This window comes from Curtobacterium sp. SL109 (assembly GCF_026672405.1).
Lineage (GTDB): Bacteria > Actinomycetota > Actinomycetes > Actinomycetales > Microbacteriaceae > Curtobacterium.
Window position 1 is genome coordinate 1,554,394 of sequence record NZ_JAPPRB010000002.1, and the last position, 14,318, is coordinate 1,568,711.

Below are 14,318 nucleotides of genomic sequence, written 5' to 3' on the forward strand. Positions count from 1 at the left end.
GTCGGTGACGACCGGGCCGACAGCTCCCGAGCACCCTGCCGGAAGGACCCCGTTGACCATCTTCGCGACCGCTCCCCGCCGCCGCTCCCGCCGTCGGACCATCGGCTGGACGTTCGTCGTCGGCGCCGTCGTGCTGGCGATCGTGGCGAGCGTGCTGCCGAGCCCGTACGTCATCGAGCTGCCCGGCCCGGTCTTCAACACGATCGGCACGCAGGAGCAGGGGACCGGCAAGGACGCGAAGGACGTCGAGCTCATCGAGGTCGACGGCCACCAGACCTACCCGACCGCCGGCGCGCTCGACATGCTCACCGTCAGCGTCCAGGGCACGGCGACACAGCGACCCCCGTGGACGAGCGTGATCCGCGCGCTCTTCACGAAGTCGCAGGCAGTGGTCCCCGCCTCGGCGATCTACCCGCCCGGCACGACGACCGAGCAGGTCGACAAGCAGGACGCCGCCGACATGACGAACTCCCAGCAGTCCGCCGTCGCCGCGGCCCTCATCCACCAGGGGGAGCGGATCCCCACCACGCTCGAGGTCGGCACCGTCGCAGAGGGCTCCCCGGCGGACGGCCCGATCCGCAAGGGTGACGTCATCACCGCGTTCGGCGGCACGCCCCTGACGACGAACGCGGACGCCACGACGCTCCGCGGACTCGTCGCCGACCACGGGACCGCCAGCCCGGCCACCGTGACGGTCCGTCGCGGCGACGCCACCCGCCAGGTCGAGGTCACCCCGGTCGAGCAGGACGGCACCGCCCTGCTCGGGGTCGGCGTCGTGGAGCGGTACGACTTCCCGTTCGACGTGACCATCAAGCTGCAGGACGTCGGCGGCCCGAGCGCCGGCATGATGTTCGCCCTCGGGATCATCGACGAGATCACCCCGGGCAAGCTCAACGGCGGCAAGCACGTCGCCGGCACCGGCACGATCACCGCCGGCGGCGAGGTCGGCCCCATCGGCGGCATCCGCCAGAAGCTCTACGGCGCGAAGGCGGCGGGAGCGACCGTGTTCCTCGCCCCGGCGTCGAACTGCGACGAGGTCGTCGGTCACGTCCCCGACGGACTCGACGTCTACGCCGTGAAGACCCTGGACCAGGCGGTCTCCGACCTCGGCACGATCGCGAGCGGGAAGAGCACGGCCGGCCTGGCCACCTGCGGTCGCTGACCGCCGGTCGCAGGCCGCGGGTCTCGTCAACGGGACCGGCGTCGGTGACATGCACCGAGCCTCCAGACCGGAGGGGAGGATCGGGGGGTCTTCCTGAGGTCGGGTACAGGTTCTCTGGCGGTGACGTCCCATAGGATCGTGGGACTGACGGCCCGGTGCGCCGGGCCGGCCGGTCCGACACGTCTGGAGCACATCACGTGACGACAACCTCGTCCACCTCGTCCACTGCGGGCCGGCGTTCGCCGCGTGTCCCGATCGTGGTCACGATCATCGTGCTGGCCGCACTGGTGATCGCCTTCTTCATCTTCGCCAGCCTGTACACCGACTACGCGTGGTTCGCGCAGCTCGGCTTCCAGCAGGTGCTGACCACGCGGTGGATCGCGGGGGCGGTGATGTTCTTCGCCGGGTTCCTCGGCATGGCCGTGCCGGTGTACCTGAGCATCCTGTTCGCGTTCCGGTTCCGACCGGTCTACGCCAAGCTCGGGTCCCAGCTCGACCGCTACCAGCAGGTCATCGAACCGCTGCGCCGTGTCGTCATGATCGGCATCCCGGTCGTCCTCGGCATCTTCGCCGGACTCGCGACCGCTCCGCGCTGGAGCATGGTCCTGGAGTACTTCAACCGGACCCCCTTCGGCAAGAAGGACCCGCAGTTCGGCCTGGACATCGGCTTCTACGTCTTCGAGCTGCCGTTCTGGCGCTCCGTCGTGGCCTACTCGTCCGCGGTGGTCCTCATCGCCGGGCTCGCCGCGCTCGCCGCGTGCTACCTCTACGGCGCCATGCGCTTCGGTGGGCGAGAGGTCCGGATCTCCCGCGCCGCCCGCGTGCAGCTCGCGATCACGGCCGCGCTCTACATCGCGCTGCAGGCCGTCAGCCTGTGGCTCGACCAGTACGCCGCCCTGACCAAGAACAACTCGCTCATCACCGGTGCGCAGTACACCGAGGTCAACGCCACGATCCCCGGTCGCGAGATCATGGCGGGCATCGCGGCGATCGTCGCCCTGCTCTTCATCGTCACGGCGGTCATCGGCCGCTGGCGCATCTCGATCGTCGGCACCGGGCTGCTGCTCGTCTCCGCGATCGTCATCGGCGGCATCTACCCGTGGATCGTCCAGCGCCTGCAGGTGGCCCCGAGCGAGCGGTCGTTCGAGTCCGCGTACATCCAGCGGAACATCGACGCCACGCGAGACGCCTACGACGTGTCCGGGGTGAAGGAGTCGAACTACGACGCCACCACCTCGCCGTCCACCGGAGCCCTCGCGCAGGACGCCCAGACCACGGCGAACATCCGACTGATCGACCCGAAGATCGTGTCCGACACGTTCAGCCAGCTGCAGCAGTCGCGGCAGTACTACAAGTTCCCGTCGGAGCTCGACGTCGACCGCTACCAGATCAAGGGCCAGACCGAGGACACCGTGATCGCGGTCCGCGACATCGACCTCGACGGCCTGAGCGCCAAGGCGAACACGCAGTACAACCGCACGTTCGTCTACACGCACGGCTACGGCGTCGCGGCGGCCTACGGCAACCAGCGCGCCAGCGACGGCAAGCCGGTGTTCCTCGAGTCCGGCATCCCGTCCACCGGGGCCCTCGGCGACTACCAGCAGCGCGTGTACTTCGGCGAGACCTCGCCCGGCTACTCGATCGTCGGTGCACCCGAGGGGTCGAAGAACGTCGAGCTCGACTACCCGTCCGGCTCGGACGACGACAACGGCGGCAACGCGACGACGACCTACAAGGGCGACGGCGGGCCGTCGATCGGCAACTTCTTCAACCGGCTCGTCTACGCGGCGAAGTTCCAGTCGGAGCAGATCCTGCTCTCGAACGCGGTGAACAAGGACTCGCAGATCCTGTACGACCGCAACCCGATCACCCGTGTGCAGAAGGTCGCGCCGTACCTGACGCTCGACAGCGACGCCTACCCGGCGATCGTGAACCACCGCCTGCAGTGGATCGTCGACGGCTACTCGACCTCGGACGCGTACCCGTACTCGCAGAGCCAGAGCCTCGCCGACAGCATCAACGGCACCGAGTCCTCGACGTTCCGCACCGACCAGGTCAACTACATCCGCAACTCGGTGAAGGCCACGGTCGACGCCTACACGGGCAAGGTGACCCTCTACACGTGGGACACCAAGGACCCGGTCCTGAAGACGTGGCAGAAGGTCTTCCCGACGTCGCTCAAGCCGGTCTCCGCGATGAGCGCCGACCTGCTCGACCACGTCCGGTACCCGACCGACCTGTTCAAGGTGCAGCGCTCGATCCTCGGGACGTACCACGTCACCAACGCCAACTCGTTCTACTCGGGTGACGACGCCTGGACGACGCCCACCGAGCCGACGAGCGGGTCGAACGACGCCGACACGACGGCGGCGAACACCACCACGACGACGACCGCGCTGGGCACCCAGACGTCGGCGGCACGGGCCAACCTGCAGGACCCGTACTACCTGACGATGAAGGTGCCGGGGCAGGGGACCGCGTACTCGCCTCTACACGACGTACATCCCGCAGCAGACGGGCTCGAACGCGCGGAACGTGCTGACCGGGTACCTCGCCGTCGACTCCGACGCCGGCGGCGCTGGCGAGGGCAAGCGGGCGTCGGGCTACGGCAAGCTCACGCTGCTGACGATCCCCAAGACGGACAACATCCCGGGTCCGCTGCAGGTGCAGAACCTGTTCAACTCCGACACCACGGTGTCGCAGGAGCTGAACATCCTGAAGCGCGGCAACAGCACCGTCAAGCAGGGCAACCTGCTGACGCTGCCCGTCGGTGGTGGGTTCCTCTACGTGCAGCCCGTCTACGTGCAGTCGACGTCCAGTGGCTCCTACCCGCTGCTGCAGAAGGTCCTGGTGGCCTTCGGCGACAAGATCGCGTTCGAGGACACCCTCGACGAGGCGCTCAACCAGCTGTTCGGTGGTGACTCCGGTGCGGCGGCGGGTGACCAGGGCGCGGCTGCGGGCGGTTCCGACACCGGCACCGACAACGGTTCGGACAACGGGAACTCGGACTCCGGTTCGGGTTCGTCCTCGGGCACCGGTTCGACCGGCGGCTCGGCGTCCGACTCGGACAACCCCGCCGTGCAGAAGGCGCTCGCCGACGCCAGCGCTGCCCTGCAGGACCGCCAGCAGGCCTACGCGGACAACGACCTCGTCGCTGCCGCCGAGGCCGACCAGCGCCTGCAGAACGCGATCCAGGCCGCGGTCGAAGCCGAGGAATCGGGCTCGTCCGGCAACTGACGACACGGGCGGGGTGGCCGATTTGGCACCCCGCCCGTTGCCGTGTAAGCTTCTAAACGTGCCGCGGGGTGGAGCAGTTCGGTAGCTCGCTGGGCTCATAACCCAGAGGTCGTAGGTTCAAATCCTGCCCCCGCAACCAACGCGACACGAGAAGCCCCGGTCCTCTCGGACCGGGGCTTCTTCGCGTTGTGGGCGTCGTGAGTCCGGACGCCGTTCCGGACGGGAGGCTCCCTGCCAGCTGGTGGGGAGCCTCCCGTCCGTCCCCTGGTTGCGTCGCGACTCGGTCTGTGGCTCAGCCGGTGGCGCTTGCCGCGGACCCCCTGACCGAGCGTCGTGATCCGCTCGAGGTCCTCTGCGGTGAAGGTCACGGCTGCTGCGGCGGCGTTCTCGGCGACACGTCCGGGGTTCCGTGATCCCGGGATCGGGACGATGTCGTCCCGCTGCGCGAGTATCCAGGCCAGCGCGAGCTGTGAGAGCGAGATGCCCTTCGTGTCGGCCAGTTCGGTCAGGCCGGCGACGACGCCCGTGTTGGCGTCCCAGTGCTCGGGTGCCCACCACTCCAGGAACTGCCGGATGTCCTCCTGGGCGTAGGCGCTCCGGGGCTGGACCGCACCGCTGAGGAAGCCGCGTGCCAGCGGCGAGTACGCGACGATGCCGATGCCGAGTTCGTCGACGACGGGGAAGAGGTCCTCGGACTCGCGGGCGAAGACCGAGTACTCGGTCTGGAGCACCGAGATCGGGTGGACCGCGTTCGCCCGCCGGATGTTCTCGGCGTCCGTGTTCGACAGCCCGAGGTACCGGACCTTGCCGGCCTGGACGAACTCCTGCATCACGCCGACGACGTCCTCGATGGGGACCTGGGGATCGTGGACGTGCTGGTAGAGCAGGTCGATCGAGTCCGTCCCGAGGTTGCGGAGGCTCGTGTCGACCACCTGCCGGATGTGGTCTGGGCGGGAGTCCTGGCCGTAGGTGTCGGTGAAGCCGAACTTGGTGGCGATGGTGACCTCGTCCCGGACCGGGGCTAGGGCGGCGCCGAGGAGTCGTTCGCCGGTGCCCCAGCCGTAGAGCTCGGCGGTGTCGAAGTGGGTGACGCCGAGGTCGTGGGCGTGGCGGATCGCGGCGATCGACTCGGTGTCGTCGCCGGGTCCGTAGGCGAACGTCGTGCCCATCGCGCCGTAGCCGATGGCGCTGACGACGAGGCCCTGTCGTCCGAGTGTGCGGTGCTGCATGGTCGTCCTTCCGAGACGGGTTGAATACCAGTGGCACTGTACGCCAGACATGGCAGAGACTGTCAAGAAGGGCTGCCACTGACACGGCGATATGCTTTTTCGATGAGTGAGAGCACGGCAGAGAGCCGACCGGGACTGCGGGACATCACCCGCGAGGCCGTGCGCGCCCGCATCGCCGCCGTCGCAATGGCGCGGTTCGACGCCGACGGGTTCGACCGGGTCACCGTCGACCAGGTCGCGGCTGAGGCGGGGATCTCCGCCAGGAGCTTCCACCGGTACTTCCCGGCGAAGGAGGACGCCGTCATCGGCGACCCGGCGCGCCACAGCGACGTGCTCGCCGCGGCGTTCCTCGACCGGCCGGCGGACGAGCCGGTCTGGAGCGCCCTGCGCGAGGCCTTCGCGACGATGCTCCTGCGCGGCGACGGCGGTGACCCGGAGACGGCTCGTCGGTCCGTCCGGGTGATGACGAGCACGCCGTCGCTCCGGGCGCGGAACCTCGAGAAGCACCACGCGTGGGCCGAGGTGCTCACACCGCTGGTCGCCACGCGGTTCGGTGGTGCGGAACGGTCCGTCGGGGCTGATGCCGATCTGTGGGCGCGGACGGTGGTCCAGGCTGCGCTGGGGTGCTTCGACGTGTCGATCACAGCGTGGGCGACCGGGGACGACGGCGACGTGACGGGGATCCTGCGGCGGTCGTTCGACGTGCTCGACGTGCGGTAGCTGCACCGGGCGCGGCGCCGGGCGTCGCGCGCGGTCGTGGCCCCGGTTAGCCTGGCCCGGTGACGACACTGACCATCGCCGCGGCGCAGTTCGCCCCCGTGGACGACCCCGCCGTGAACCTCGAGACCGTGCGGGCGGCAGCGGAGGACGCGGCGGCCCGTGGCGCGCAGCTCCTGGTGACGCCCGAGTACACGTCGTACTTCACGGCGGACATCGACGACCGGTTCGTCGCGGCAGCGCAGCCGCTCGACGGGCCCTTCGTCACCGGGCTCCGGCGGATCGCGCGGAGCACCGGGGTGGCGCTCGTGGTCGGGGTGGCCGAGGCCGGCCCGGACACCGCGCGGTTCCGCAACACGCTCGTCGCGATCGACCCCGAGGGCTCGCTCGTGTGCACGTACCGGAAGGTGCACCTGTACGACGCGTTCGGGTCGCGGGAGTCCGACCGGATCGAGGCGGGGGACCCCGAGCAGCTGCCCGTGTTCGAGCTCGGCGGCGTGCTGGTCGGTCTCGAGACCTGTTACGACCTGCGGTTCCCCGAGGTGACCCGGCGGCTCGTCGCAGGGTCGGCCGGTGCCGGTGCCGGTGCCGGTGCCGGTTCCGGTTCGGATGGCGTGTTCGCCGGTGGTGCTGCTGCCGACGTCGTGCTCGTGCCCGCCGAGTGGGTGCGTGGGCCGGGCAAGGAACACCACTGGCGGACGCTGCTCACGGCACGCGCGATCGAGAACACCGTCTGGGTCGTCGGTGTCGGCCAGGCGCCGCCGATCGGCATCGGGGGATCGGTGGCCCTCGACCCGTCGGGTGTCGCCGTCGCCGCGCTCGGGCCGGCACCGGGGCTGCTCGTCACCACGGTGGACACCGACGTCACGGACGGAGTGCGGCGGACGAACCCCTCGCTGTCACTGCGGCGGTACGACGTGACGGTCCGAGGCGCCGCGGACGTGACCGCCGCGGCACCGCGGACGTGACGGTCCGCGGTGCCGCGGACGTCACGCCCGGCTGAGGGTGGCGAGGCGGGCGGCCGCGTCCTCGAGCACGGAGCGCTTCTTGCAGAACGCGAAGCGCACCAGCGACCGGTAGCCGGCGGCGTGGTCCGGGCGGACGAACGCCGACACCGGCACACCGACGACGCCCGCCAGGTGCGGCAGCTCGAGGCAGAAGGCGCGCGCGTCCTCGTACCCGAGCGGGGCGGTGTCCGCGATGACGAAGTAGCCCCCGTCGGGCCGGTGCACCCCGAAGCCCGCTGCGGTGAGTCCTGCCGCGAGCACGGCGTGCTTGGCCGCGAGGTCCGCGGCGATCCCGGCGAAGACCGTGTCCGGCAGGCGGAGGCCCGCGGCGACCGCCGGCTGGAACGGCGCTCCGTTGACGAAGGTCAGGTACTGCTTGACGGTCGTGATCGCGGTCACGAGCGCCGGGGGAGCGGTGAGCCAGCCGATCTTCCAGCCGGTGGTGCTGAAGGTCTTCCCGGCGCTCGACACCGTCACCGTCCGCTCCCGGGCGCCGGGCAGCGTGGCGATGGGCACGTGCGGCACGTGCGGCACGTGCGGCGCGTGCTCCGTCTCGAAGGTGAGGTGTTCGTAGACCTCGTCGGTGATGATGACCGCGTCGTGGCGCTCGGCGAGCTCGACGACGACACGCAGGACCTCGGTCGGCAGCACACGTCCGGTCGGGTTGTGCGGGGTGTTGACCAGGACCGCGCGGGTCCGGTCCGAGAACGCCGCGCGGAGCGTGGACTCGTCGGGCAGGAAGTCCGGCGCGGTCAGCGGCACCGTCACGTGGGTGGCACCGGCGAGGCGGATCAGGGCACCGTAGGCGTCGTAGAACGGCTCGAACGTGACCACCTCGTCGCCCGGCTCGACCAGCGCGAGGAGCGTCGCCGCGAGCGCTTCGGTCGCGCCGGCGGTGACGAGGACCTCCTGGTCGGGATCGACCTCGAGCCCGTACCAGTGGCGCTGGTGCTCGGCGATCGCCAGACGCAGGTCGGGGGTCCCGCGCCCCGGCGGGTACTGGTTCACGCCGTCGCGGATGGCCTGCACCGCGGCGTCGAGGACCTCGACGGGACCGTCCTCGTCCGGGAAGCCCTGCCCGAGGTTGACCGCACCCGTGCTGGCCGCCAGCGCGCTCATCTCGGCGAACACGGTGGGGGCGGGGACGCCGTCGGGGCCGAGGAGCATCGCGCCCTCCGCCGCTCGCAGCCAGGGTCCGGTGTGCCGCATGGGGTTCCCTCCGACGGGCGCTCGCGCTGGACGGTCCCCAACCTAGTGCGTCGGCGCTGCCGCTCCCGGGAGTGCGTCCACAGGTGACGCATAAGCTCGCCTCAAGGCACTTGCAGGGTCGTCATCAGGACTGCCCAGGCTCGTGCGACAGACTGCACGAGCTTGAAAGGAGCACGTCCAGCATGACCGACACCACGCCCAACGGGCACGGCGACGACATCCGTCCGGACGACACGACCTCTGAGGTCGCCGCCGACGATGCCGCGCAGCAGACGGGCGACGCCGGCGCGTCGACGCCGAACGACGCACCGACCAGCGCGAGCGGGCAGGAGGCCCCCGGCGCGAGCACGGATGCCGACCACACCGACGTGATCCACCCAGCTTCCTCGGCCGGCGACACCGACCGCTACACGGCGCCGTACCCCACGGCGCAGTACGGCAGCGACCAGCAGTACGGGTCCGGCCAGCAGTACGGGTCCGGCCAGCAGTCCGGGCAGGGCCAGTACGGACAGCAGTCCGGGTACGGCCAGTCCGGGCAGCAGTCGCCGTACGGCCAGCACTCGCAGTACGGCCAGGGCGACACCGGACAGTACGGGCAGAGCCAGTACGGGCAGAGCCAGTACGGCCAGGGCAACTCCGGTCAGTACGGTCAGCAGTCGCAGTACGGGCAGCAGTCGCAGTACGGTCAGGCGGACCAGTACGGCCAGAGCCAGTCCGGCCAGCAGGACCGTCCCCGCTACGGCGAGTACGCCCAGGGCTCCGCGCAGGCTCCGACCTCCGCGTACGAGCAGCCGACGAACAGCCAGTACGGCTACGGCCAGTCCGCACAGGCGCCCACCTCGAGCGCCTACGCCGACCAGGACGGCGCACCCCGCAACGGCCACTACTTCTCCGGCGCCACCGCTGCCGGTGCGTCGGGCGCAGCGGCAGGCACCACCACCGAGCCGAAGCGCCGGTCGCGTCTCGTGCTGCCGATCGTCGGAGGCCTCATCGCCGCCGCCCTCGTCGGTGGCGCTGCCGGCGGCGGTTGGGTCGCGGCCACCTCGAACGGCGGCTCGATCGTCAGCTCGTCGGGCTCCGGCGGCGGCAACCTCACGGTCAACGACTACGACTCGGCGACCGTCGTCACCGCGGTGGCCGCGGCGGCGACACCCTCGGTCGTGACGATCAACGTCTCCGCCTCGAGCGAGGCCGGCACCGGCTCCGGCGTCGTCCTCACCAAGGACGGCTACATCGTCACGAACACCCACGTGGTGACGCTCGACGGCGACAGCTCCGGCGGCACCATCAAGGTGACGACGTCGAACGGCGAGATCTACACCGGCAAGCTCATCGGCACCGACCCAACGGTCGACCTCGCCGTGATCAAGATCGACGCCACCGACCTGAAGCCGATGACCTTCGCGGACTCGTCCGACCTCAACGTCGGTGACACCGCCGTCGCGATCGGCGCCCCGCTCGGGCTCTCGAACACGGTCACGGACGGCATCGTCTCGACCCTGAACCGCAGCATCCAGGTCACGTCGAGTGACCCGAAGGCCGGCGGCGACTCGAACGAAGGCCAGGGCAACAACGGCAACGGCCCGTTCGACTTCTGGGGCAACGGCGACAACGGCTCGAGCTCCGGCGCCTCCGCGACCGTCTCGCTCCCGGTCATCCAGACCGACGCGTCGATCAACCCCGGCAACTCGGGCGGTGCGCTCCTGGACTCCAAGGGCAAGCTGATCGGGATCAACGTCGCGATCGCCAGCGCCGGTGCCTCGGAGTCGTCCGGGTCGCAGGCGGGCAGCATCGGCGTCGGGTTCTCCATCCCCTCGAACCTGGTCAAGCGCGTCGCGAACGAGATCATCGACAAGGGCTCGGCCACGCACGGCCTGCTCGGCGCGACGGTCGGCGACGCGAACGAGGACACCAACGCCACCCAGATGGGCGCCCTCATCAAGTCCGTCTCCTCGGGCGGTGCCGCCGCCGGCGCCGGTCTGCAGAAGGGCGACGTCGTCACGAAGATCGGTGACGCCACCGTCGCGGACGCGACCGACCTCACCGCGCAGGTCCGGTTCTTCGCCGGAGGCGCGAAGACCACCATCACCTACGTCCGCAACGGCGACACCCGCCAGGCGGACGTGACCCTCGGGACGTACGACAGCAAGAGCTGACGCACCCCACCACAGACGGGAGGTACGGTGCCAGCTGGCACCGTGCCTCCCGTCTGTCTGTCCCTGCGCCGCCATGCGCCCGTTCCCGTCGTCGTCGCACCGCCCACGCACGAACGGGCGAAATGCCGGCGTGCGGGCGGGCCCCGACCCCGCGCTCCCGCCCGCTCGCCCTCGGAAAGCCGAACGGGCGAAATGCCGTGGTGCCCGCCGGACCGGAACCCGCGCTTCCTCCCGCTCGGCGGTGGCCGGGCCGAGCGGGCGAAATCCCGACGTGCGGGGCGGACCGGACCCCGCGCTTCCGCCCGCTCGGCGGTGGCCGGGCCGAACGGGCGGAATGCCGACGTGCGGGACGGACCCGACCCCGCGCTTCGGCCCGCTCGGCGATGGCCGGGCCGAACGGGCGAAATGCCGCCGTGCGGGGCGGACCGGACCCCGCGCTTCCGCCCGCTCGGCGGTGGAAGGGGCGAGCGGGCGAAATACCGGCGTGCGGGGCGGACCCGACCCCGCGATTTCGCCCGCTCGGCGGTGGCCGGGCCGAACGGGCGGAATGCCGACGTGCGGGACGGACCCGACCCCGCGCTTCAGCCCGCTCGCCCTCGGGAAGCCGAACGGGCGCAATGCCGGCGTGCGGGGCGGACCGACCCCGCGCTTCCGCCCGCTCGGCGAGGGGGAGAGCGAGGGGGAGAGGGAGGGACGAGCGGCGGGACCGGTGCCCAGGGCGGCGACAGGTGGGGGAGTCCGGGGATTGATAGGCTGCAGGTCGCTCACCGCCAGGACCCCGAGGGATCGCATGCAGACAGACGGACAGCGCCTGCCGGGCGTCTCGTACGTGATGCCCGTCCTGAACGAGGTGACCGAGGTGCGCGCTGCGGTCGCGAGCCTCCTCGACCAGGACTACGCGGGACCGTTCGAGGTCGTGCTGGCGCTCGGCCCCTCGATCGACGGCACGAACGAACTCGTCGCCGAGATGAGCGCCGCCGACCCCCGCATCCGCGCCGTCGACAACCCGGTGGGCTCGACCCCCGCCGGCCTGAACCTGGCGATCCGCGCCTCCGAGCACCCCGTCGTGGTCCGCGTCGACGCGCACTCCGTGTTGCCGCGGGACTACACGCGCATCGCCGTCCGGACCCTGACCGAGTCGGGCGCGGACAACGTCGGCGGCATCATGCGCGCCGAGGGTCGGACGCCGTTCGAGAAGGCGGTCGCCCTCGCGTACGGCAGCCGCGTCGGCCTCGGCGGCACGCCCCACCACGTCGGCGGCCAGGCCGGACCGGCGGAGACGGCCTACCTCGGCGTCTTCCGCCGTGACCGCCTGTTCGCGGTCGGCCTGTTCGACGAGGGTATCAAGCGTGGCCAGGACTGGGGGCTGAACCGGCGGCTGCGCACCACCGGTGGAACCGTCTGGTTCACGCCGGAGCTCGTCGTCACCTACCGGCCCCGGCCGGGTCTGAAACGTCTCATCCGGCAGTTCGTCGCCACGGGGCTGTGGCGTGGCGAACTCGCACGACGGTTCCCGGCGGGCAACGGCCTGCGCTACTTCGTGCCCCCGGTGATGGTCGCGGGGCTCGGCCTCGGGCTCGTCGCGGGGATCGTCGGCATCGTCGGCGCGGCGCTCGGCAGCGGTGCCGCCTGGGCGCTGCTCGGCTTCGTCGTCCCGGCGGTCTACCTGGTGTTCGTCGTCGTCGGGGCCCTCGCGGTGTCCCGGCGCTCGGACGCGGCCACACGCGCGTGGCTGCTCGTCGTCCTGCCCTGCATCCACATCGGCTGGGGGGTCGGGTTCATCGTCGGGTTCCTGACGCGGACCTCCGAGCTGACGACCCACACCGGACGGTGACGCACGTGAGCGACCCCCAGCACGACCGCGGCGAACGCGGCTACGCCCACCCCACCTCCATCGCCGAGCTGCGGGCGGTCGCGCAGCCGGACGAGGTCCGAGCGCGCGCCAACGCGGAGCACTGGACCGCGTCGCTGTACCTCCGGGACATCTCGCCGTACCTGACGTGGGTGCTGCTGAAGACCCGTGTCAGCGCGAACCAGGTGACCGGCCTGATGATCCTGGTCGGGTGGTCGGTCGCCGCGGCACTGCTGATCCCGGGGTTCTGGGGCGCCGCACTCGCGCTCGTGCTCGGGCAGCTCCAGATGCTCGTCGACTGCTCGGACGGCGAGGTCGCCCGGTGGCGCGGCACCCGGTCGCCCGCAGGCGTGTTCCTCGACAAGGTCGGGCACTACACGACCGAGGGGCTCATCCCCATCGCCCTCGGCGTCCGTGCGGCGACGTGGCCGATCCACGGCGCGGACTGGATGTGGACGACGATCGGGTGCGCGCTCGGCCTGGTCATCGTGCTGAACAAGGCGCTGAACGACATGGTGCACGTGGCACGCGCCAACTCCGGCTTGGAGAAGCTCGTCGACCGTCGGGACGCCTCGACGGCACCGTCCGGACGACGCCTCGCCTCGCTGCGCAAGGTCGCCCGCTTCCTGCCGTTCCACCGGCTGTACCACTCCGTCGAGCTCTCGATCCTGGCGTTCGTCTTCGCACTGATCGGGCTCGTCGTCGGCCACCCGCTGATCGACCGGGTCCTGGTGGGCGCGCTCCTGCCGCTGGCCGTCGTCGCCACCGCCGGACACTTCCTGGCGATCATCTCGTCGAAGCGGGTCCGCGCGTGACCCCGGCCACCGCCAGACGCCACGCGGTCCCGCACCGCGAGCGCCCGCGCGTCGGGGTCGTCAGCCTGTCCCAGGGCACCCGGCCCGCAGACCTGCGACGCGGCCTCGACAGCGTGCTCGCGCAGCAGGGCGTCGAGCTCGACGTCGTCTGCGTCGGCAACGGCTGGGAACCGACGGGGCTGCCGGAGGGCGTCCGGTCGCTGGCCCTGCCGGAGAACGTCGGGATCCCGGCGGGGCGGAACGCCGGCGCCGAGGTCGTCGACGGCGACTACCTGTTCTTCCTCGACGACGACGCGTCCATCCCGTCGGCGACGTTCCTGGTGGACGCCGTCGCGCTGTTCGAGCGGGACCCCTCCCTCGGGCTCGTGCAGCCGCGCGTGGTCGACCCGTCCGGCACGGCGAGCCCCCTGCGGTGGGTGCCTCGTATCCGCAAGGGCGACCCCACCGAGTCGTCGCCGGTATTCTCCGTGTGGGAGGGCGCCGTGGTGCTGCCGATGGACGTGTACCGCGCCGTCGGGGGCTGGGGCGCGCCGTACTTCTACGCACACGAGGGCATCGAGCTCGCCTGGCGCGTCTGGGACGCCGGCCGTCGGACCTGGTACGCCGGGGACCTCGTCGCGCACCACCCGGCGATCGACCCGGCCCGCCACAGCGAGTACGTCCGGTTGAACGCCCGGAACCGTGTCTGGCTCGCACGGCGCAACCTGCCGGCGCCGCTCCGCCCGGTGTACGTCGGGTCGTGGGCCGTGATCCAGGTCCTGCGTTGGTGGCGGCACCCGCGCCGCCTGCGGGTGTGGTTCGACGGCGTCCGCGAGGGCTGGACGAGTGACTGCGGTCCGGTCCGACCCATGGGCTGGCTCACCATCGCCCGGATGACCCTGGCCGGCCGTCCACCCGTCGTCTGACCCGATCCCGACCGCACCACGAGAGAGCA

Annotated in this window: 9 protein-coding genes, 1 tRNA gene and 1 pseudogene; 9 read left to right on the top strand and 2 right to left on the bottom strand. The window is 71.2% G+C overall.

Annotated features, from left to right (window positions below):
• Nucleotides 1-52: 52 nt before the first annotated feature.
• The 3 genes and pseudogenes from OVA28_RS08925 (at nucleotide 53) to OVA28_RS08935 (ending at nucleotide 4,538) form a co-directional block, all read left to right on the top strand.
• A complete protein-coding gene (locus OVA28_RS08925; protein ID WP_268096672.1) occupies nucleotides 53-1,162 on the top strand; it encodes a YlbL family protein in 1,110 nt (369 codons plus the stop codon).
• Between the two features lie 197 nt (nucleotides 1,163-1,359).
• Nucleotides 1,360-4,399 (top strand): annotated as a pseudogene (locus OVA28_RS08930) (UPF0182 family membrane protein).
• 62 nt (nucleotides 4,400-4,461) lie between these two features.
• Nucleotides 4,462-4,538: transfer RNA gene (locus tag OVA28_RS08935), tRNA-Met, on the top strand.
• On the opposite strand, the gene OVA28_RS08940 is transcribed toward OVA28_RS08935, so the two are convergent.
• Nucleotides 4,495-5,679, bottom strand: coding sequence for an aldo/keto reductase (locus tag OVA28_RS08940; RefSeq protein ID WP_326493767.1), 1,185 nt, complete (start codon nucleotides 5,677-5,679; stop codon nucleotides 4,495-4,497). The two genes, OVA28_RS08935 and OVA28_RS08940, sit on opposite strands and share 44 nt — an antisense overlap.
• 51 nt (nucleotides 5,680-5,730) lie before the next feature.
• Here OVA28_RS08940 and OVA28_RS08945 point away from each other — a divergent pair, with 51 nt between their 5' ends.
• A complete protein-coding gene (locus tag OVA28_RS08945; protein WP_268096673.1) occupies nucleotides 5,731-6,348 on the top strand; it encodes an acyl-CoA-like ligand-binding transcription factor in 618 nt (205 codons plus the stop codon).
• Nucleotides 6,349-6,407: 59 nt separating this feature from the next.
• The gene (locus OVA28_RS08950; RefSeq protein WP_268096674.1) at nucleotides 6,408-7,313 is read left to right on the top strand and encodes a carbon-nitrogen hydrolase family protein; all 906 of its coding nucleotides are present in this window, start codon (nucleotides 6,408-6,410) and stop codon (nucleotides 7,311-7,313) included.
• Between the two features lie 21 nt (nucleotides 7,314-7,334).
• Here the strand turns inward: OVA28_RS08950 and OVA28_RS08955 are convergent, their stop codons facing one another.
• Nucleotides 7,335-8,561, bottom strand: a complete 1,227-nt coding sequence (locus OVA28_RS08955) for an aminotransferase class I/II-fold pyridoxal phosphate-dependent enzyme (RefSeq protein ID WP_268096675.1) — start codon at nucleotides 8,559-8,561, stop codon at nucleotides 7,335-7,337.
• 182 nt (nucleotides 8,562-8,743) lie between these two features.
• On the opposite strand from OVA28_RS08955, the gene OVA28_RS08960 reads away from it, so the two are divergent.
• From OVA28_RS08960 to OVA28_RS08975, 4 genes are all read left to right on the top strand, one after another.
• Nucleotides 8,744-10,717: a S1C family serine protease gene (locus OVA28_RS08960; RefSeq protein WP_268096676.1), complete on the top strand. Its 1,974-nt coding sequence runs from the start codon at nucleotides 8,744-8,746 to the stop codon at nucleotides 10,715-10,717.
• A 790-nt stretch (nucleotides 10,718-11,507) separates the two neighbouring features.
• Nucleotides 11,508-12,551, top strand: coding sequence for a glycosyltransferase family 2 protein (locus tag OVA28_RS08965; RefSeq protein ID WP_268096677.1), 1,044 nt, complete (start codon nucleotides 11,508-11,510; stop codon nucleotides 12,549-12,551).
• Nucleotides 12,552-12,556: 5 nt separating this feature from the next.
• Nucleotides 12,557-13,384 carry a CDP-alcohol phosphatidyltransferase family protein gene (locus OVA28_RS08970; RefSeq protein WP_268096678.1) on the top strand — a complete coding sequence of 276 codons (828 nt, stop codon included), beginning with the start codon at nucleotides 12,557-12,559 and terminating at the stop codon, nucleotides 13,382-13,384.
• Nucleotides 13,381-14,289 carry a glycosyltransferase family 2 protein gene (locus tag OVA28_RS08975; protein WP_268096679.1) on the top strand — a complete coding sequence of 303 codons (909 nt, stop codon included), beginning with the start codon at nucleotides 13,381-13,383 and terminating at the stop codon, nucleotides 14,287-14,289. Before OVA28_RS08970 ends, OVA28_RS08975 begins: the two co-directional genes overlap by 4 nt.
• The last annotated feature ends 29 nt before the right edge of the window (nucleotides 14,290-14,318 follow it).

Bases quoted from the DNA above. Each gene is read 5' to 3' on its own strand.
- OVA28_RS08945 (WP_268096673.1), top strand. From the start codon at position 5,731: ATGAGTGAGAGCACGGCAGAGAGCCGACCGGGACTGCGGGACATCACC.
- OVA28_RS08965 (WP_268096677.1), top strand. From the start codon at position 11,508: ATGCAGACAGACGGACAGCGCCTGCCGGGCGTCTCGTACGTGATGCCC.
- OVA28_RS08960 (WP_268096676.1), top strand. From the start codon at position 8,744: ATGACCGACACCACGCCCAACGGGCACGGCGACGACATCCGTCCGGAC.
- OVA28_RS08955 (WP_268096675.1), bottom strand. From the start codon at position 8,561: ATGCGGCACACCGGACCCTGGCTGCGAGCGGCGGAGGGCGCGATGCTC.
- OVA28_RS08940 (WP_326493767.1), bottom strand. From the start codon at position 5,679: ATGTCTGGCGTACAGTGCCACTGGTATTCAACCCGTCTCGGAAGGACG.